Here is a 20,082-nt window from a genome sequence, read left to right on the forward strand (position 1 = left end):
ATGGAGCGAAGCGAAATCCGGGATGGTCCCGCGTGCTCGGCCCCGGATTACGCTGCGCTTCATCCGGGCTACGGGCTGAGGAAACGTAGTCGTAGGGGCGGGTTAGCCCACCGGGTCCGCGCGCAGCGCGGCCCGATGACAGGCTCCGGCGTAACCCGCCATTCCCCGTGACAAGCCGGCGGGTTACGCTACGCTGACCCGCCCTACGAACTCACCAGAAAAAACGGACGGTCCCCATGCCCATCGTCAACCGCGTTGCCGCGCTCTCGGATGAAATGGCCGCCTGGCGCCATGACTTCCACGAGAACCCCGAACTGCTTTACGAGGTCCACCGCACCGCCGGCATCGTCGCCGACAGACTGCGCGAGTTCGGCTGCGACGAGGTGGTGACGGGGATCGGGCGCACCGGCGTGGTTGGCGTGATCCGCGGCCGCAAGTCCACCTCTGGAAAGACCATCGGACTGCGCGCCGACATGGACGCGCTGCCGATCGCGGAGGCCTCGGGCGTCGCCTACGCCTCGAAGATTCCGGGCAAGATGCACGCCTGCGGCCATGACGGCCACACCGCGATGCTGCTGGGCGCCGCAAAATATCTCACCGAGACGCGCAATTTCGACGGCACGGCGGTCGTGATCTTCCAGCCGGCTGAGGAAGGCGGCGCCGGCGGCAAGGCGATGGTCGATGACGGGCTGATGACCCGCTGGGGCATCCAGGAGGTCTATGGCCTGCACAACATGCCTGGCCTGCCCGAAGGTTATTTCGCGACCACGCCGGGCCCGATGCTGGCCTCGTCGGACACGTTGAAGATCGTCGTGCACGGCAAGGGCGGCCACGCCGGCGCCGCGCCGCACGAGGCGGTCGACAGCGTCCTGATCGGCGCCCAGATCATCAATGCGCTGCAGTCGATCGTGTCGCGCAATGTCGATCCGCTGAAATCGGCGGTGATCTCGATCACGATGTTCGAAGCCGGCACCGCGTTCAACGTGATCCCGGAGACCGTGACGCTGGGCGGCACCGTGCGTACGCTCGATCCGGGAGTGCGCGATCTGGTCGAGCGCCGGATCGGCGAGGTCGCCTCCAGCATCGCCCGCGCCTATGGCGGATCGGCCGAGACCGACTATGGGCGCATGTATCCGGTGACGCTGAACCACGCGCGAGAGGCCGGCGTCGCCGCCGAGGTCGCCCGCGACGTGGTCGGCGCCGACCGCGTCAACGACAATCTGGTGCCAGTGATGGGCGCCGAGGATTTTGCCTTCATGCTGGAAGCGCGCCCCGGCGCGTTCATGTTCCTCGGTATGGGCGACGGCCCGATGTGCCACCACCCGGCCTACAAGTTCAACGACAACATTCTCGGCCACGGCGCGTCCTACTGGGTCCGGCTGGTCGAGAAGCAGATGCCGGCGGGATGAGGTCGCCCGCCGATCGTTACTCGCGCGACTTGATCTGGAGATGCTCGATCGTCACCGACGCACTGCCGCCGTTGTTGGCGTAGAACGTGCCGTAGACCGACGGCAAGCCCCAAACCGCGTCATTGACGAAGATGAAAACCTCGCCATCGCTGCGCGGCCTGAACCTGGCCTCGTAGAGCGAGCTCTGCCGGGGATCGACCGGCTTGAGATCGAGGACGTGCTCCTCTCCGCCCTTGGCGCCGATCCGGATCACCGGTGCGAACCAGCTTGCGAAGACGACCCGGCGGAACGGCAGCCCGAAATACATCGGCCAGGACATCTTGCTGAAGCCGAAGCCGCGAGGATCGGTCGCGATCGTCTGGTCGCTCCAGCCCTCCTTCACGTCGATCGTGATGCGGTAGTCCTCGTCCCGCACCACCGCGACCTTCGTCGGCATGCAGATCTCGCTGGTCGCAAAGTTGACCTGGCCGGAGCCCGCCCCGGCGCCCCCGCTGCCGACGCAAAATGCTCCGAAGGAATCGGCGACGCGGAACGCGGTCTGGCTGGCCAATGCCAGCAAGATCAGCAGGATCAGGGCGGCGAACAGCGACGGCAGGCCCTGGTGTTTGGACCAATAGAAGAAGATCCGGTAGGCCGGCTGGGTGCGTATCGCGTAAGCGACCGTATCGAAAGCGCCGGGAGTCACGGGGCGCGACATCCAGATCATCCGCATGACGTCGCGAATTCTTGTTTGCAGCCAGCCGCTGACGAATAGCAGAACCGCCACGATGACCCCGCCCAGTACGAGAAAGCCTGGTGCGGCGCTGTAGGCTGTCAGCCACGGAGCGACCATCGACGGCAAAAACGCGCCTGCAAGCGCAATCAGCGACCGCAGCAGAACCAGCGGCGTATCCGCGCCGAGCGTCGGATGATCGAGTAACGGCACGGCCGCCAGGGCCACGGATGCGAACACTGTCAGGAAATAGACGATGCGCCGCAGCCAAACCATATTCCAGACCGTGTGGGTCTGCAGCTGATGACGCGGCGGCTCCGGATCGCCCGGATCATTCGCTGCGAAGAGATCACCCGCCTTGTCAGTGACCTGATAGGCGGCGGGCAGCATGATCGGCACGTAGCCGTCGGTCCCGACGCTGAATGGCGGCGCGGGAGTCGGCTTTGCGGTCGCCTCGATCCGTTGAAACACGGCTTTGTGGATGATGGGGTCCGGCTGCCACAGATAGGGCGTGCCCGGCTCCAGATCCTTCATGACCGCCTTCTGTTCGACGCGGCGCTCCGGATCACGGTTAATCAATTCACCGAGCATGTACTCGATATCGCCGCTGAACGACGGCTTGTACGGCAAGGCGGTGCTGAGTTCGTGCACGTTGCGCGGCTTGTAGCGATAATAGCCGGCGAGCCCGTGGCGTGAATCGTTCAGCTTGTCGAAACGGTCGGCCATCGATCGCACAAGCTCGAGCTGAGGCGGATTGAACAGCAGCCCGAACGGCGCGGCGCGGTCCAGCATCCAGCTGAGCGTGAAATACGACAGGCCATCTTGCGGATACCCGCCGCCGGGATCGGCGTGAACGCCAACGAACCAGACCTGGCTGAGCCGACGATTGTCGATCGGCGTCAACCTGCCGCGCCATTCGTCCGTAACGTCCGCGCTCCACCCCTGCTGCATGTCACGCAGCTTTTGGGTGCCGAGATTGCGCACATAACGCTCGTCCCAAAGCACAGGCCTGAATGCGTCTCGCTCATCCTCGAGCGCAAGCGCGTGACAGGCGCGGTGGATCTTCGAGCTCATGAAGCGATCGGGCATCGACAGTGGCCAGTACCAATAGTCGATCGCACTGACGATCTCCTCGATCGGCCCGCCATAGGCATCGACCGTGTCCCACAGACCCAGGAAGTGGATTTGCGGGACACCGACCTGATCATCTTTCTCGTATTGTGGAATGCCCCGCAGATGACGATAGATCCTGATGCAGCCGTCGCGCAGGTTGCGCAGCGGCGTGACCAGCCCCTTCGTGATGCTGAACCGCCTGCGGTAAATCCGGTAGGCGTCGGTCGCGTAACGCGCGAGCGCAATCTCGTCGCCATGATACGGGACAAGACCTTCATTCGCGATCAGGCCTGCGACAACGCGCATGGTGAAGGCGCCCCGGCTGAAGCCGAAGCCGTAGATGCGGTCACCCGGCACATAGTTGCGGCAGCGGCAGCAGTAGCTGTAGATATCGATGACGTTCCGCTTCAACCCGAAGCCGAAAATGCCGCCCAGGATCGCGAACAGCTTGAACGAGGATGTCCCGATGCCGTTGTCGTAATAGGCAATCTGCCGCTGCGCGTCCGACAGGTCGAGCGTCTGGAACATTCGCCAGACATTGGTCTTCAGGACTTTTGCGGAGCTGTTTCCCGTTCCGTCGGAAAGGAGGACAATATTCTTTGGCATGGATGCCTTGCCTGAAAAACTGGAAAAGCAGCATGCTTGCCTGAAATTGCTTTTCAGACAAGGTACAATCACAGAGAGCAGATAGGAAAATCCGCTGGAAAATCCCTCCAGCGTGGCAAACCAGACGATCGCCGAGCAAGACTGCGGCGTCTCTCGTCAGCGCGGCTGCTGTTGCGTCGTGCAGTGAATGCCGCCGCCACCGGCGGCGATGCCGTCGATGTTGATCTGGATGATCTCCCGGTCCGGAAACAGCGCGCGCAACGTGTCGCGCGCGTTGCGGTCCGCGGTCGCGTCGCCGAAATCAGGAGCGATCACGGCGCGGTTGCAAACGTAGAAATTGATGTAGCCGGCGGCGAAGTCCTTGTTGACCTTTGGCCGCACCGTCGACGGCCCCTGCAGCACCACGACCTCCAGCCGCCGGCCCTTCGCATCGACAGCGCCGCGCAGGAGTTCGAGGTGCCGCCTCGTCACCGCATGGTCAAACGACGACGGGTCCATCTCCAGGCCGGCCACGACAACGCCGGGACTGGCAAAACGTGCATAGAAATCGGTATGCCCGTCGGTGATGTCCTTGCCGGCAATGCCGGGCAGCCAGATGATCTTCTCCAGCCCGAGCAGGCGAGACAATTCGGCCTCGCATTCGTCCCGGGATACACCCGGATTGCGATTTGGATTGAGGACGCAGCTCTCGGTGATGATGGCCGTCCCCTCACCGTCGACTTCGATCCCGCCGCCTTCCAGCACCAGGCCGGCCTTGATGAACACAGCCTTTGCGGCCCGGGCCACGTTCGCGGCGACCTCGGCATCGAGCGCATGGCGTTGCTTGTTGCCCCAGCCGTTGAAGTTGAAACCGACGGCGCCGAGTTGCCCCGACGGATTCCTGACAAAAACCGGCCCGGTATCGCGCATCCACACGTCATCGATCGCTTGAACGACGAGGCTGACCGAGGGGCCGCACAGCCGCGCGGCGATCTCCTGGTCCTCCTCGCGCACCAACATGTTGACGCGTTCATAGGCCGCGATCGCCTTGGCAATGCTGGCGAGATTTTCCCTGGCGACTGGAAGCAGCTTGCCGCCCCAGATCGCGGCGCTGGCGCCAAAAGCCATCCAGGTCGCGGCATGCGGAGCGCCCTCGTCCGGCATCCGCCAGTTCGCATGATCCCGCGCCAATTGATCCACGAGCGTTCCGGCCGCGGTGGCCACCCCTGTTGGTCACAAGGTAGCGCAGTTAGCCCCGCGCGCGTGGCCAATTTGGGACGCCCCGAGCCGCGGGCCGCCGCGTGGCTCTAGCGAGCGCCGTCCGCCTCACCCGCCCCCACCATCCGCGCCGCGACGCGGTCGCGCCTGACGAAATGATGGAAGGCGACCGCCGCGAGGTGCAGCACGATCAGCGCGAGCAGCACATAGGCAAAGAAGATGTGGCGATCCTCATAGGCATCGGCCGCCGCCTTGTCGGGCGAGGTGATCTGGGGGACATGAAACAGGCCGAAGAAATCAGAATAATTCTGCGCGCGGGCGCCGGAATGGGCCCAGCCCAGCATCACCACCAGGATGGTGACGGCATAGAGCGCACCGTGGCTGACGCGGGCGGCGATCCGCTGCCAGGAGGGCGTGTCGGCCGGCAGCACCGGCGTCGGGTTGGCGCCGCGCCAGACCAGCCGGAGCACCGTCAGCAGCAGCACCAGATAGCCGATATCGGCATGGATCGACCGGTAGAAAAACTTGTCCGCCCGCGCCGGGATATGGTTCATCCACCAGCCATAGGCCAGCATGCCGATGATGGTGATGCCCAGCACCCAGTGGAACGCGCGGGCGAGCGAGCCCCAGCTCACGGTGGTATTGCGGATCATGGCGGATTGGTCCCCAGGCGGCCCCATTTGGATTTCGCACGTCGCAGCAATAGCTTGCCGTGATACTTGCAGGTATCTGCCAAAGCCATATGAAATTCCCGCCCTTCAGCGCCTTTTGTCGGCCCAACTCGCCGGATAGCCAAAAACAACTGAATGGTAACCCTGGTTCGGATAGAATTTCCGCGTGTCCAATCCCCCAACCATCCTTGTCTTCGATTCCGGCCTCGGCGGCCTCACCGTGCTGCGCGAGGTCGTCCGCGCCCGGCCCGACGCACACTACGTCTATGTCGCCGATGACGCATTCTTCCCCTATGGCCACCACAGCGAGGACGAGATCGTCGCCCGCGTGGTGCCGCTGGTCGGCGAGCTGATCGAGGCCCATGCGCCCGACCTGGTCGTGATCGCCTGCAACACCGCGTCGACGCTGGTCATGTCGCATCTGCGCGACGCCTATCCTTTGCCCTTCGTCGGCACGGTGCCAGCGATCAAGCCGGCCTGCGCCTCGTCGAAAACCAGGCGCGTCTCGGTGCTCGGCACCAGGGGCACCGTGAAGCGGGAATATACCCGCAAGCTGATCTCGGACTTCGCGCAGGGCTGCGAGGTGACGCTGGTCGGCTCCGGCGAGCTCGCCTCGCTGGCGGAAGCCGCGCTGAGCGGCGAGAGGGTGCGCGACGAGGACATCGCGGCCGAACTCGCGCCCTGCTTCGTCGGCGATGGCGCTGACGACCCCGCCCGCACCGACACTGTCGTGCTCGCCTGCACGCATTACCCGCTGCTGCTGGAGCGGCTGAGGCGGCTCGCGCCCTGGCCGGTCGACTGGATTGATCCGGCGCCGGCGATCGCCCGCCGCGTCGCCGACCTGCTCGGCCCGGCCGGCTCGGAGAGCGACGAGGCCGGCGCCGAGATGATCTTCACCTCGAAGCGCCCACACAGGCTGACCGAAGCGCTGACGCCGTTCTTCGGCGGCCGCGTCCCGGCCTGATCCTTTTCGCCGTCACCATGTGCTGCTAGCTTCCGCTCGCCTCATCGAGGGAGCACTGCATTGACCCCAGCACCGCCGCTCAACCGCTTGCGCAAGGCGTGGCGCGACAAGCGCCCGACCTTCGGCGCGATCGCGACCATTCCGAGCATCCAGACCGTGCAGATCATGGCGCAGTCGCTGGACTGGATCATCGTCGATCTCGAGCACGGCCCGATTGATCTCGGCACCGCCCATGCGATGATCGTCGCCACCTCGGGCACGCCCTGCGTGCCGATGGTGCGGATCGCCGCCAACGAGCCCTATCTCGCCAAGGCGCCGATGGACATCGGCGCGCTCGGCATCAATTTCCCGATGATCTGCAATCGCGGCGATGCCGAGAAGGCGGTGCGCAGCGTGCGCTATCCGCCGAACGGCGACCGGCTCTGGGGCCCGTTCCATGCGCCGTTCCGCTGGGGCGTCTCGATGAACGACTATATGGCGACCGCCGACGACGACATGATCTGCATGATCACGATCGAGCATGTCGAAGCCGTGAACCGGATCGACGAGATCATGGCAACGCCCGGCATCGACCTCGCGGTGATCGGGCCCGGCGATCTCGCCACCTCGATCAACAAGCGCGGGCAGCCCGACGATCCCGAAGTGGTCGCGCTGATGCAGCGCGCCGAAGCAGGCATCATGAGGAGCGGCGTGCCGATCGGCGGCGTCGCCCGCACCGCCGAGCAGGCCAATGCGATGATCGAGCGCGGCTACCTCGCGCTCGCGCTCGGCTTCGACTGGTCGCTGTTCCAGCGCGGCATCGCCGCCGCCTTCGCCGGGATCAAGCGGTAGCGTCTCTTTTTTGAGCATGATCTTTTCGGAAAACCGCTACACACTTTTCCGGATCATGCTCTAGATCGTCGCGAGGTAAAGGCTCGGATCGAAATATTGCGTGGCCGGCGTCGCTGCTGCGATCGGAGCCTCGGTCAGGAAGAAATCGCTGACCTGCTGCAGCCATCGGGCCACGGAGCCGTCGGCATAGAGCCGTTTCCACTCCCGCGACGAGAACATCTTCTGCGCGGCCAGCGCCTCCCCGATATCGGCGATCGTGGCTTGCGGATAATGCTTCTTCTGCAACGCGTCGGCCACCGCCTTGCTGTTGCGGAGCATGTGGTCGTTGGCGTCGGCCCAGCCGCGGATGATCCGGGCGAACACGTCGCGGTTGGCCCGGGCGACCCAGCCGACGACGACGGCGGACTGCGGATAGTAGGCGGATGCGTCGACCAGCTTGACGGCGCCGGGCGCCTTTTCACGCACCGTGATATTGAACGGAACCCACAGCGCAACGGCGGGCACCTCGCCTGCGACGAACGCGTTCACCGCCGCGGACATGCTGCTGTTTGCGATTTCGACGTCGGTCGGCGCGAGGCCGTTGGCGCGCAGCGCGCGATCGAGAAAGATGTGGGCGGTGGTCATCCTGGTGGTCGCAATGCGCTTGCCGCGCAGGTCGGCGAATGTCGTGACGCCCTTGTCGGGCCGCACCCAGAGCTGAGCGGTCGCGATCTCGATGTCGTTGACAAGGAACGCGGTGTAACCGCCGCGCGGCAGCAGGCTCGAGATGACGCCGCCGGCCGAGAGCACGTCGAGCTTGCCCGCGGCCATCGCCTCTACCACCTCGAAACCGGTGTTGAACTCGATCAGATCGAAATCGATCCCTTCCCGGTCGAACGAGCCGCGGTCGAGGCCGGTGAGAATCTGGCCGTCGACCGCGATGACATGGAGATAGCCGAGCCGCAGCCGCGCCCGGTCCCGGGCGATCGCAGGCGTCCCGAGCGCGGCAGCGCCCAGCGCGGCCCTGAGGAGAAAGCGCCGCCGGCTGGTCCTGCGAGACAATAGCCTGGCCCCGACCTGCATCTCAGTGCACCGGATGATCGAGCAGCGGTTGCAGGAAGACATCGCGCAGCCGCTCAGCGTGGTATTGCGCGACGCCATCCCCGGGATATTCGGCCAGGAAGTCGGCAATGTGCAGCAGCGCCGTGGCGGGCTCGGCGCCGCGGATCGCAGCGTAGACGGCCTCCCAGCACGCGCAGAACGTCAGCTCCGAATCGCCGCGCTCGCCGCAAAGCTCGTAGACGGTGATCGCCTCGGCAAAGCCCTTCGGCCGGATCTCGTCGACGCTGCGGAACGCGAATTTGTGTTCGGCGCGCGCCCGCACCGCGGCGCTGACCAGCACCTGCGTGCCGTAATTCTTGTTGAGGCCTTCGAGCCGCGAGGCGAGATTGATGGTGGCGCCGAGCGCGGTGTAGTTCATGCGGTCGGCGGAGCCGACATTGCCGACCACGGCGTCGCCGAGATGCAGCCGAACCGCGTGGTGTAGGCCGGCCAGCCCTCGCTGCGGAACGCCCGGTTGAGCTCGGCGTTGCGCTGCAGGCAGTCCAGTACGGCCTCGCAGGCGTGAATGGCGTGATCGAGATCCTGGTCGGGCGCGTTCCACAGTGCCATCACGGCGTCGCCGATGAATTTGTCGATGGTGCCATGGTGTTTCATGATCGCCTCCGACATCGCGGCGAAATAGCGCGAGGTGAAGATCATGACCTGCGACGGATCGGCTTTCTCCGTCTTCGCGGTGAAGTCGGCGACGTCGGTGAAGAGCACCGTGACCTCGCGCCTGACGCCGCCGAGCTGCAGCGAGGCGCCGGAGGCCATCAGCTGGCGGACGATCGGCTGCGGAATGAAGCTGGAGAAATTGCGTACCACGGTGCGCATCGTGAACACCGAACGGCCGAGCTCGTCGAGCTCGCCGATCGCCGATCGCATCCGCGGCCGGTCGGCGAGCTGAAAGCGCTGGATCTCGTCGGTCTGCCGCGCCAGCTCGCGCAGCGAGCGGGCGAGCAGCGAGCCGAGCCAGAATGCGAACGGCAGCATCGCGGCCACAAAGCCGAGCGCGATGGCGAACAGCGCGCGTCGCTCCGAGATGATCTGGGCAAAGAATTCATCGAGCGGGACGACCACCGCAAGGCGGATGTTGGCCGTCCCGGCGGTCTCGATGCGGTGAAAGGCCGCGACCAAAGTTCGCCCGTCGGCGTCGGTGAAGAACTGCTGCGCGCCCCCATCGCTGCGCCAGGACTGGATCGCCGCGGACAGGCCGGGAAGCTTGAGGGCGTCGATCCGCGGCAGCGCGTCGCGGCGTTCGGCCATCAGATCGCGCATCTCGGGATGGCCGACGATCCGGTCGGCGTCGTTGAACAGAAAGGCCAGCCCGGATTTGCCGAGCTTTTGCCGGCTCAGCATCTCCTCGAGCCGGTTGAGCAGGAGGTCGGCGGCCACCACGCCGCGGCGGCCCTCCTTGAGCGGAATGCGCAGCGTGTAGCCGGGCTCGCCGGTCGCATAGAACACATACGGCCCGGTGAGCAGCGTCTTGCGATCCTTGAAGGCTTCGACATACCAGGGCCGCTGCCGCGGGTCATAGCTGTCCGGCCCCGCCACCTCGCCGACCTGGATCAGGTTCTCCGACAGGAACAGCGTCACCGGCGCAGCGGCCGCCGCTCCGGTGCGGGCGATCACCACGACGCGATAGACCGCGTCGGCGTCGACATTCAGCGCCGCGCGGAATTGCGGCTTGGCGCGGTCGATGACGTCCATCTCCAGGAACGAGCCGTCTTCATAGCCGACATAGAGATTGAAGATCTGCGGATTGTTGCGCAGCATCGAGGCCAGCAGGGCGTAGAGCCGGCTGTTGTCGGCGATGTCGGCCTCCTGGATCGCCGGCAGCCCGGCCAGGATATCGAGATTGTCGCGCACGTTCTTGAACTGCGCGTCGATGCGGTCGGCGCCGAGCTGCCCCACCTTGTCGATGAAGGTGCTCGCGGCCATCTGCGTGATCGACGAGACCCGCCTGAAGCTGAGATAGACCAGCGTCAGACCGACGACCAGCACCGCGGCGATGAACACCGTGATGATCGAGGTGCGGAAGCCGATCCGAACCGGCCTCCGACTGGTCGCACGCGCGTCACTCATCGGGCTGGTTGTCCGCCTCCCCTAATACTTCCGTACGATCGGCTTCGCCGGCGCGGTCTGCGGCGCGGCGGTCGAGAGCTGGAATGTCACCCAGGCCGTCCATCCCTCCGCGCGGTTTTCGGCGGCGAAATCCTTGTAGCCCCGGAGGTTCAGATAGCCCTGATAGCCCTCGCCAACGGGAAAGATGAATCCGACCTGCGGGCCGATACCGGCGACGCGTCCCTTGAAATCGCCGAGCTTGGCGCCGGCGCCGCTGTCGCCGGTGAGCTGCTGGAAATAGTAGCCGGCGACGCCGACATGGACATTCTTGGCGACGAACTTCGACAGTCCCCAGTCGAGGTGGAAGTCGATGCCATTCTGGTATTGCAGATCCTTGTTCATTCCATTGTAGGTGACGCCGGCCAGCACCGAGAACTCCTGGCCGGATTCCGGATTGAGATAGGTGTAAGCGCCGCCAACGTCGATCGCGACAAATCCAAAGCTGAGATTGGCGAGGCGGGTGCTGTCATAGGTCCCGCTCGGGATGTTGCCGAAAATGTAGAACATCTCGTTGTTGACACCCTGATTCCATTTCAGCGTGCCCTGGTAGAAGACATCAGAGATCGTCGTGCGGTTGTCGGTTGCGACGCCCGAGATCGTGTTGCCCCGCGGGCCCGTCAGCGTCGCGTCGACACCGACACCGATGTTCCCCGGCGCGGTCAGGAAGGTCACCGCCGCCTGCCCGCCTAGCACGCGTCCGCATGCGCGTTGAGACCGGCGACGACCGATCCCGGCACGCGGTTGCCGATGACGAAATTCTTGCTCGCGTTGGCGCTTTGATCCAGGTGGATATAGATCGTCGCATAGGCCCAACCGGGCATCGCCGGCGCCGCCGTCAGGCTTGCGAACGCGCCGGGGAGCCAGAAGCTCAGTCCACCGGCGTCGGCCAACGCCGTGCGCGGCATCGCCGACAGCGCCAGTGCGCCAACAATGCCGAGCACCGCACGCTTGTGACGTTTGACCATTGTCGTCCCGACCTCCCCACTTCGCTCAAGACATCGTAACGGATTCGCATCAGCTCGCTGGCTGCGGCTCCGGGAATTTCCACTTGCCGTTCAGGATTTCGGCGCGCGGCCGATAGAGCCGGACCGTGTAGTTCCAGCCCTTGGTGATCGGCAGGCAGTTCACAATCTTGCCGTCGCAGCCGCCAAACTGGATCGCGATCGCGCCGTCGTCACTGCGCCTGGCGGTGAGGTTGTTCAGCGTATAGGCGTTGTCGGAATTCTTCTCGTAATAACCCTGCTCGTTATAGACGCTGACCGACCAGAAGCCGTCCACGGGCACGTCCTTGACCTTGAGCTTGTAGACGGTGGTGCCGTCGTTCTTCGCGGGCGTGATGTTGAGGTAGGTCGCGTCCTTGTCCGGATTGCCGCCCCAGCCGAGAGCCGTGCCAATCAAGTGCCGGATCGGATCAACCTGCTGTTTTGAGCCGAACGCCTTCTTGAAATCGGGGATCGTGGATCCCAGCACCAGCAGCGCGTCGCGAACCTTCTTCTGGCTGGCCGGATCCCAGTTCGGCACTTCGAACTTGCCGGCAGTCTTCTGGCTGACCTTGATGGCGTCCTGAAGCTTGTGGACCGCATCGACATCCTTGGCGTCCGTTGGATCGACCAGCGTGCGGATGGCGACAACGACGTAGCGCGTGCCGACCTTGTCTTTCGACAAGGTCCGGGTGCCGGCGCCATAGTCAACCTCCACGACGTAGTGATCCTGATTGATCACCTCCATCGACATGAATCGCTTGCCTGCATCCGGCAGCGTAATCGAGACCGGTCCCGCGTCGAGATCGAAGACCGCGCCGGAGTAGAGCGTGTCGCGGTTGAGGCGGATGACAGCCTGCTTGTCGAGAGAAGCGGGTTCACGATTATGATTGAACCTGCCGAAGCCGTTCTCCCGGGCGATGTTGCCGAGATAGAGGTCCGTTTCGGCGCGAATGAAGTTGTCGACCGTGACCGGCACAGCGCCGTCCGCGGGCGGCTCAGCCTGTGCGCTCGTGATCAGGGTGAACGCCACCAAGCCAAAGCCAATCTTCCTGATCATCATGGACCAACTCCACTGCTTGCACGTAGAACGAGAATCTGGTCCGGGCGCCGGCAATCCGTCCGGCCCCCGAAAACTCAATTGACCTTTGTCAGAGCCGGCGGTGTCCATTCACACGTCCTTGCCGGCTCCTTCGGCACATATGTCCGGAATGTCAGCGAGAACGGCTTGCCGTCGGCGGCCGGCAGCCAGTTAGCCTCGGGAACGCCGGCCACCGGCTTCGCTCCGATGCCGATCTTCAGCGAACCATCCGCCTCCTTCACCAACGGCGAGTGATTGTTAAAGTTGTATCGTTTCAGGGGATTCTGCACCACACGATAGTCCGGCACGCCGACCAGATGACAGACCAGTAGGCATCGACTACCGATTGCGGCAGTCCATTGGCCGGAAAGTGCATGACATAGCTGTTGCTGCCATTGAGCGGCTGCTCATTGGCGTCGCGGGTCGCCGGAAAGTACACGACCTCGGCGGGGTTGTTCGCCCAGATCCCCGCATAGTTGGCCGACGAGCGCAATCGATAGCCTGCGCCATAGTTGCCACCGGACGACGCGCACAGCCAATGATTCACGTATGGCGCGGTCTTGGTCAGGGCATCCTCGCGAAACTGCGTCGAGACCTTCTTGAGCTGCGCATCGATCGATGCGCGCGCCTCCTTGCCGGACGCGACATAGGCCGCGACGGCGCGGACCTTCTGCTGCATCTCGGCGGCGTTCGGCGAGACATCGAGCGCGCTCCCGAGCTTGGCGTCGACGTCGTCGAAAATCTCGACGCCAATCAGGTCCACATTGCTGAACATCGGAATGGCCGGAGGCGGCGCAATCGCCGGCTTCCCGAGCGCTGTCACGGTGAACGCACGCTGAAGCTTCACGGCACCATCCGGATCGCCCTTCAACTCGACGCGGCCGAGCATTTTCGCCTTGCTGGAATGCAGCTCGATGCGGCCGGCGTCAGCGGGGATCTTTGCGGAGGAACCCGGCTTCACCAGAGCGAACTTGCCGTATGGTTTGGTCGGAAAGATGCGCTCGTTGATATTGGCGATGACCTCGCCCCACTCATCCAGAATCTGCGCGGTGTAGTAGCGCCCCTTGATCTCGGGTACCTCCAGGATGACAGGCGTCTTGTCGTCGACCGCGAACCACGCCTCCAGATAGGCAACATCAAAGTTCGGGTTGACGAAATCGGCCGAGCCGAGCGGATTGTACTTGATCTTGTTGTAGGCGAAGCCCTCACCCTTGCGATCTATGTGCTCCTGGCGGATCACGAGGACGCGCCCGAGCAGATAGATATAGGCATCGGCGACGGTCTTCTCGTCTGGCGTCACGCCGAGAACTGTGGCCGCCTGCTGCGCGGCAGCCGGCGAACTCGGCGCAGCCAGAACCGTCGATACGCAGAATGCCGCCGTGATCGCTTTGGAAATGTGTCTCACCCGTACTGCTCCCTGCATTTGTCAATCCGCTCCCCTCAGAACGGATTGACGTAATTGACGATCGCGACCTGGCGCAGAATCACGCGCCGCACGACATGCGTCGGTTTGAGATGCTCCGTGTAGATCGCCGCCGTGCCGGTTGCGCCCGCGGGCAGCCGGTCGGCGAAGGCAGCATCGTCGAGCTTGACACTCACGACGAATGGCGCAGCCTCGATCGCCTTCGGCGCCACGGCCGTACCCGAGGTCTGGGTCTGACCGGTCGCGATCGCCTGCAACACACTTTCGACCTTGCCGGAACAAATTTGCCCGGGAGCGAACTTGAACGTGACTTCGGCCTCCTGTCCCGGCGCGACATACCGCGCATCGATCTGGTTGATCTCGACGCCGATGATCGTGCTCGAGGTGTCGATGAACGCCATCACCGGCGACAGCGGCAGGTTCGCCACCCGCGCGCCCTTGCGCAGCGCGAGGTTGGTGACGTAACCGTCGGCCGGCGCGCGGACCACCGTCTTGTCGCTGTTCCACTGTGCTGCCTCGAGCTGGCCGCTGAGCTGATCGACCTCGGACTGCCGCTGCTCGACGTCAAAGCCGCGCCCGGCATCGCGTTCGTAGAGCGTCGTCATCTGGGCGAGCCGCGTCCTGGACAGCTTGAGCTGCGCCTCGATCGCCTTGACCTGTGCGTCGTAGGGCGTCGGATCGATCTTGAAGAGAATGTCGCCCGCCTTCAGCGGCGTGTTGGCGACGACGGGCACCTCGGTCACCTCGCCCGCGACGTCGGGGACGATCGACACCGCATTGCGCACAACCAGCGCCGAGCCCTGCGGCGCGCCCCAACCCATCGGCACCAGCAGGCCGAACAGCAAGAGTACCAGCACGACGAAGGGCGACGCTTTCCAGAACAGGTTGAAGCGCACGATCCTGAACTGCACCAGCAAGAACAGCAGCACCAGATAGGTGTTGAAGATCGCGACACCCATCACGCATCTTCCGCCCGGTGCGGCGCCGGCACGTCGACATAGGCCCAGACGAAAGCGACCGGCCACAGCGCAAAGCCGCAGATCTAAGGTGATCCAGCCGGCGACGGTCACGGCCTGCGCGTAAGGGTGATTGCGGGATTTCGCGATATGCCCGGGCAACCAGCCGGCGATGCAGAACATACTGATCGCGCTCGCGACCAGGATAAGCAGCACGATCCAGGCGAAGATGTCGTAGCCGCTCATGGCTTCGCCTCCTTCGCAGCACCTGTTGTGGCCAGGGGCGGAAAGACCTCTTTCCAATCCTGCTTCATGTCGGACCACGGTCCAGCCGCCCGCAATGGCCGCGTCGAGCGCCTTGTCGAGCTTGCCGATCTTCGATTGCCGGTCATAGGCGTATTCGCGCGCGGCATCGGTGTGGTGCACGATGCCGGCGAAGCGCGCGCCCTGCCCGGCCGCGGTCCATTGCAACATCTGCAGATCGCCATCCGAGTTGCCGAACGCGAAGATCGGACGGCGACCGATAAAGCGGTTGATCCCGACCGGCTTGCCCGGACCGTCATCGATGAATTCGACCTTGGCTTCCTTCATCAGCACCGGCTTGCCGTCAGCACCGATCTGGAATTTCACCACGCCCGACGAGCCGACCACCTGCTCCGGCGGAATGCCGTAGACCCGTTCCATCCACGGCCGCATGAACTCGACGCCGCCGCCGGAGACGACGAAGGTCTTGAAGCCGTTGGCCCTGAGATAAACCAGCAGCTCCAGCATCGGTTGATAGACCAGGCTGTCATAGGGACGGTTGAACCGCGGATGCCTTGCCGTCGCGAGCCAGTCGCGGACGGACTGCGCAAACGCCTCCGTGGTCATGCCGGCATGCGTGACCGCCAGGATTTGCAACAGCCCTTTCTCTGGCCGCAAGCGCCTTGGTGTCCTTCTCCAGCAGCGCCTTGAAGGGTTGCCGCGTCTTCCAGTCCGGATGCTCCGGCGCCATCGCCTTGACGCGGTCGAACGCGAAGGCGAGTTGGAAATAGAGTGGCTGCTCGGTCCACAGCGTGCCGTCATTGTCGAAAGTGGCGATGCGCTCCGCCGGCGGGACGAAATCCGCCCCGCTTTGCGTCGTCACCCGCGCGACGAAATCGGTGATCGCCTGCTTTGCCGCGCCGTCGTTCCAGGACGGCAGCGGGTCGGCCTGGGCACGGGCACCGACAACGCTGCACAGCACGAGAGCGACGAGCGCCGCAACGGCCGCTCGTCGGTTCAGTCCTGTGCATCCAGCCATCACTGCAATCCGCAACGGATTTCCCCTACCGCCTCTCGTTGAGCTTCATGCCTATTGGGTCACCTCAAAGCTCTTCTGCATCTTCTCGACCAGCTGGTCGATGCTGAAGCTCGATGGCCGCTGGCTCGGAGGATAATCCTTGAAAGTCGCGAGAAAGTCTCCGACGACCGCCGAGGACGCCAGGAATGCGCCGGCAGCGTCCGACATGAACCAGTCGTAGTAAGTGTTCGAGGTGACGTCCGCACGTTCGTACGGATCGGAACGCAGATTGAAGAATTTCGGCACCCGCAGCTTGGTGAACGGCTCCGCCCAGATCCGCATGGTGCCGTTGACGCGCTGCTCTTCGAACACCGCTTTCCAGTTCTCATAACGCATCGCCACGACATCGCCGTCGTCGTTGAAGTAGATGAATTCCTTGCGGGCGCCGCGATCCTGCTGGCCGGTGAGATATGGAAGCTGGTTGTAACCGTCGAGGTGAACCTTGAATGTCTTGCCACCGACGTTATAGCCGTTGAGCAGCTTCTGCTTGATCTCCGTATCGCCGGCCGCGGCCATGAGTGTGGGGAACCAGTCGAGTCCGCTGATCATTTCGTTCGAGACCGAACCCGGCTGGATTCGTCCCGGCCAGCGGATCATGCAGGGCACGCGGAACGCGCCTTCCCAGTTGGTGTTCTTCTCGCTGCGGAACGGCGTCGTGCCGGCGTCCGGCCAGGAGTTCTGATGCGGGCCGTTGTCGGTCGTGTAGAGAACGATCGTATCATTGGCGACGCCGAGATCGTCCAGGGCCTTGAGGATCGTGCCGATCGTCGCATCGTGCTCGATCATCCCGTCGGCATATTCGGTCCGTGAAGTCAGGCCCGGCTTGTCGCGATGCTCCGCCCGCACATGGGTGCGGAAATGCATGCGGGTGGAGTTGAACCAGCAGAAGAACGGCGTGTTCGCCTGAACCTGACGCCGCATGAAATCGACCGCCGTGGCCGACGTCTCATCGTCGATGGTTTCCATGCGCTTCTTGGAGAGCGGCCCGGTGTCCTCGATGGTCTGCTTGCCAACCCTGCCCCAGCGTGGCTGCTCGGTCGGGTCGTCGCGGTCGGATGCCTTGCAACGCAACACGCCGCGCGGTCCGAACTTGTCGAAGAAGCCGGGGTCTTTCGGGTAGAACCAGTTCTCGGGGTCTTCTTCGGCGTTGAGGTGATAAAGGTTGCCGTAGAACTCGTCGAAGCCGTGCACCGTCGGCAAATATTCGTTGCGGTCGCCAAGGTGGTTCTTGCCGAACTGGCCGGTGGCGTAGCCCAGCGGCTTGAGCACTTGGGCGATCGTGACGTCCCTAGCCTGCAGGCCAACGGTCGCGCCGGGGACGCCAACCTTCGAGAGGCCGGTTCGCAACGTGCATTGGCCGGTGATGAAGGATGATCGCCCTGCCGTGCAGCTTTGCTCGGCATAATAGTCGGTAAACATCATGCCTTCTTTGGCAACGCGATCGATATTCGGCGTGCGATAGCCCATCAGGCCGAATGAATAGGCGCTCAGGTTGGTCTGGCCGATATCGTCGCCGAAGATGATAAGAATATTCGGCTTGCGCCCCGAGGCCGCCGCCGCGGCCGGACTTGCAGCCGGCGCCGGGGCAGCCTTCTGCGCCTGTGCCAGCGCGTCCGATGTCAACGCCGCTGCTGCGACCAGCGAGGATGTACCGAGCAGCAGATTTCGACGATTGATCGCCTGTTCCGCTTCGGTCTGGCTCCTGTTCCTGGTTTCATTGCTCATTCGACACTCCTTACTTTTCAGAAGGCTGTAGCGACGGTCGAGAAACTGCAGGCCGGCTCACCGAAGGATGAGCCGGGTGCGCAGAGTTAGCGATTTTGCAGTTGCTGCTGGATGATCCGGTTCAGTCCGGCGCGGACCTTGTCGACATCCATTCCTTCGATTAGCGCCTTCTTCTGCTTGATCCCATCCATCATGCCTTCCAGGATGTTGGCGGGATTGAAGCTCGGCGGGAAGGCGCGCGGCGGAAACTCCTTGAACGTCGCGACGAACTGGAACACCTCATCCATCATGCCGTAGGCGCTGCCGACATGATTCAGATTCCAGTCCCAGAAGGTGTTGGAGGTGATGTCGGCGCGCTCGAAGGGGTCCTGCATCAGGTTAAATATCTTCTGCAGGCGGAGCGTGGTGAAGGGTTCGGCCCACAGCCCCATCGTCCCTTCCTTGCGCTGCTCGGAGAAGACGTATTTGTAGTCGCCCTGCCGGAAGCACACCAACAGGCCATCATCGTCCGAGTAGAAAAACTTGTCGCGCGCGCTCTTGGTGCCGTTGTTGTTGGCGGCGGTCCCGCTGACGTTGCGGAGGAACGCCGACTGGTCATAGCCGTCGAGATGGACTTTGTAGCTGGTGCCGTTCGCGGTGTAGCCAGCCCTCAGCTTGTTGACGATGTCGGGTTCGCCGGCGATCGAACATAACGTTGGGATCCAGTCGTTGTGGCTCATGAGTTCGTTGCTGACCGTACCGGGCTTGATCACACCGGGCCAGCGGACAAGGCAGGGCACGCGGAAAGCGCCCTCCCAATTGGTGTTCTTCTCGGAGCGGAACCAGGTCATGGCACCGTCGGGCCAGGTGTTCATGTGGGGCCCGTTGTCGCTCGAATAGACCACAATGGTGTCGTTCGCGATTCCCAGATCGTCCAGCGCTTTGAGCAGTGAGCCGACGGTGTCGTCGTGCTCCATCATGCCGTCAATGTATTCGCTGTCGCCGTGGGTGTAGCGGCCCCGGTGGTCGGCGCGCACATGCGTTCGCAGATGCATGCGCGTCGCGTTGAACCAGCAGAAGAACGGCTTGCCGGCCGCCTGCTGCCGCTTGATGAAATCGATCGCCGCCGCGGACGTTTCGTCATCGACCGTCTCCATGCGCTTCTTGGTCAGGGCGCCGGTATCCTCGATGGTCTGCTTGCCGATCTTGCCGAACCGCGGATCGACCGTGGGATCGTCACGATCCGTCGCCTTGCAGCGCAGGACGCCGCGCGGGCCAAACTTGGCGCGGTAGGCCGGATCCTTGGGATAGTCGGACAGCTCCGGCTCTTCCTCGGCATTGAGATGGTAGAGGTTGCCGAAGAACTCGTCGAAGCCGTTCACAGTCGGCAGCGATTCGTTGCGGTCGCCGACGTGATTTTTGCCGAACTGACCGGTGGTATAGCCGAGATTCTTGAGCAGACCGCCGACCGACGGATCGAGCTGGCTCATCCCCATTGGCGCACCGGGAAAGCCGACCTTGGTCAGACCGGAACGAATACCATGCTGGCCGGTGAGAAACGCAGCGCGGCCGGCCGTGCAAGACTGCTCGCCGTAATAATGCTGCATCTTGAGGCCTTCGCGCGCAATGCGGTCGATGCTTGGCGTCTCGTATCCCATCAAGCCATTCGAATAGGCGCTGATGTTCGCGATGCCGATGTCGTCACCCCAGATCACCAGGATATTCGGCTTGCGGCCCGAGGTCGCCGCAGGGGACGGACTTGCAGCCGACGAAGGCGCTGCCTTCTGCGCCTGCGCGAACGCATCGGACGTCAATGTCGCCGCGGCCACCAGGGTGGATGTGCCCAGCAAGAGATTGCGACGGTCGATAGCCTTGTCGGCCTGTTTGTTGTTGTCGGCGTCGTTGCTCAT

General features: G+C 63.7%; 17 protein-coding genes and 2 pseudogenes. 3 read left to right on the top strand and 16 right to left on the bottom strand.

Annotation, left to right across the window (positions count from 1 at the left end):
• Positions 1–236 precede the first annotated feature (236 nt).
• Positions 237–1,409 (top strand): M20 aminoacylase family protein, encoded by a 1,173-nt coding sequence (locus HAP54_RS47150; RefSeq protein ID WP_166298114.1) that lies wholly within the window; start codon positions 237–239, stop codon positions 1,407–1,409.
• A 16-nt stretch (positions 1,410–1,425) separates the two neighbouring features.
• Here HAP54_RS47150 and HAP54_RS47155 read toward each other — a convergent pair whose 3' ends face one another.
• The 3 genes from HAP54_RS47155 to HAP54_RS47165 all read right to left on the bottom strand — a co-directional run bounded on the left by HAP54_RS47155 (position 1,426) and on the right by HAP54_RS47165 (position 5,690).
• On the bottom strand, positions 1,426–3,840 hold the full coding sequence (locus tag HAP54_RS47155) for a DUF2235 domain-containing protein (RefSeq protein ID WP_166298115.1): 2,415 nt from the start codon (positions 3,838–3,840) through the stop codon (positions 1,426–1,428).
• Positions 3,841–3,996: 156 nt separating this feature from the next.
• Positions 3,997–5,043, bottom strand: a complete 1,047-nt coding sequence (locus tag HAP54_RS47160) for an agmatine deiminase family protein (protein ID WP_224741487.1) — start codon at positions 5,041–5,043, stop codon at positions 3,997–3,999.
• Between the two features lie 83 nt (positions 5,044–5,126).
• Positions 5,127–5,690 carry a cytochrome b gene (locus HAP54_RS47165; protein WP_166298116.1) on the bottom strand — a complete coding sequence of 188 codons (564 nt, stop codon included), beginning with the start codon at positions 5,688–5,690 and terminating at the stop codon, positions 5,127–5,129.
• Between the two features lie 184 nt (positions 5,691–5,874).
• Here HAP54_RS47165 and murI point away from each other — a divergent pair, with 184 nt between their 5' ends.
• Positions 5,875–6,672 carry a glutamate racemase gene (gene murI, locus HAP54_RS47170; protein WP_166298117.1) on the top strand — a complete coding sequence of 266 codons (798 nt, stop codon included), beginning with the start codon at positions 5,875–5,877 and terminating at the stop codon, positions 6,670–6,672.
• A gap of 60 nt (positions 6,673–6,732) precedes the next feature.
• A complete protein-coding gene (locus HAP54_RS47175) occupies positions 6,733–7,503 on the top strand; it encodes an HpcH/HpaI aldolase family protein (RefSeq protein ID WP_166298118.1) in 771 nt (256 codons plus the stop codon).
• 60 nt (positions 7,504–7,563) lie between these two features.
• On the opposite strand, the gene HAP54_RS47180 is transcribed toward HAP54_RS47175, so the two are convergent.
• The 13 genes and pseudogenes from HAP54_RS47180 to HAP54_RS47240 all read right to left on the bottom strand — a co-directional run bounded on the left by HAP54_RS47180 (position 7,564) and on the right by HAP54_RS47240 (position 20,082).
• Positions 7,564–8,544, bottom strand: coding sequence for an ABC transporter substrate-binding protein (locus HAP54_RS47180; RefSeq protein WP_248114344.1), 981 nt, complete (start codon positions 8,542–8,544; stop codon positions 7,564–7,566).
• A 22-nt stretch (positions 8,545–8,566) separates the two neighbouring features.
• Positions 8,567–8,992, bottom strand: a complete 426-nt coding sequence (locus HAP54_RS47185; protein WP_312022771.1) for an adenylate/guanylate cyclase domain-containing protein — start codon at positions 8,990–8,992, stop codon at positions 8,567–8,569.
• Positions 8,959–10,668, bottom strand: coding sequence for a cache domain-containing protein (locus HAP54_RS47190; protein WP_283843127.1), 1,710 nt, complete (start codon positions 10,666–10,668; stop codon positions 8,959–8,961). The genes HAP54_RS47185 and HAP54_RS47190 overlap by 34 nt, the downstream gene beginning before the upstream one ends.
• A 21-nt stretch (positions 10,669–10,689) precedes the next feature.
• Positions 10,690–11,379: a SphA family protein gene (locus tag HAP54_RS47195; protein WP_312022770.1), complete on the bottom strand. Its 690-nt coding sequence runs from the start codon at positions 11,377–11,379 to the stop codon at positions 10,690–10,692.
• A 14-nt stretch (positions 11,380–11,393) separates the two neighbouring features.
• Positions 11,394–11,672 (bottom strand): hypothetical protein, encoded by a 279-nt coding sequence (locus HAP54_RS47200; RefSeq protein ID WP_312022769.1) that lies wholly within the window; start codon positions 11,670–11,672, stop codon positions 11,394–11,396.
• Positions 11,673–11,721: 49 nt separating this feature from the next.
• Positions 11,722–12,750, bottom strand: coding sequence for a DUF1254 domain-containing protein (locus tag HAP54_RS47205; RefSeq protein WP_166307166.1), 1,029 nt, complete (start codon positions 12,748–12,750; stop codon positions 11,722–11,724).
• A 74-nt stretch (positions 12,751–12,824) separates the two neighbouring features.
• Positions 12,825–13,076, bottom strand: coding sequence for a DUF1214 domain-containing protein (locus HAP54_RS47210; protein ID WP_339156814.1), 252 nt, complete (start codon positions 13,074–13,076; stop codon positions 12,825–12,827).
• The gene (locus tag HAP54_RS47215; RefSeq protein ID WP_312022767.1) at positions 13,043–14,173 is read right to left on the bottom strand and encodes a DUF1254 domain-containing protein; all 1,131 of its coding nucleotides are present in this window, start codon (positions 14,171–14,173) and stop codon (positions 13,043–13,045) included. Before HAP54_RS47215 ends, HAP54_RS47210 begins: the two co-directional genes overlap by 34 nt.
• Before the next feature lie 35 nt (positions 14,174–14,208).
• Positions 14,209–15,150, bottom strand: a complete 942-nt coding sequence (locus HAP54_RS47220) for an HlyD family secretion protein (protein ID WP_166298120.1) — start codon at positions 15,148–15,150, stop codon at positions 14,209–14,211.
• Positions 15,150–15,393, bottom strand: a pseudogene (locus tag HAP54_RS47225) (DUF3302 domain-containing protein). The gene HAP54_RS47220 and the pseudogene HAP54_RS47225 overlap by 1 nt, the downstream one beginning before the upstream one ends.
• Positions 15,390–16,429: pseudogene (locus tag HAP54_RS47230) on the bottom strand (HAD family hydrolase). The pseudogenes HAP54_RS47225 and HAP54_RS47230 overlap by 4 nt, the downstream one beginning before the upstream one ends.
• A gap of 51 nt (positions 16,430–16,480) precedes the next feature.
• Positions 16,481–18,193, bottom strand: a complete 1,713-nt coding sequence (locus tag HAP54_RS47235) for an arylsulfatase (RefSeq protein ID WP_166298121.1) — start codon at positions 18,191–18,193, stop codon at positions 16,481–16,483.
• An 86-nt stretch (positions 18,194–18,279) separates the two neighbouring features.
• Positions 18,280–20,082, bottom strand: coding sequence for an arylsulfatase (locus HAP54_RS47240; RefSeq protein ID WP_166298122.1), 1,803 nt, complete (start codon positions 20,080–20,082; stop codon positions 18,280–18,282).

Source organism: Bradyrhizobium sp. 2S1, from assembly GCF_011516625.5.
GTDB classification, from domain to species: domain Bacteria; phylum Pseudomonadota; class Alphaproteobacteria; order Rhizobiales; family Xanthobacteraceae; genus Bradyrhizobium; species Bradyrhizobium septentrionale.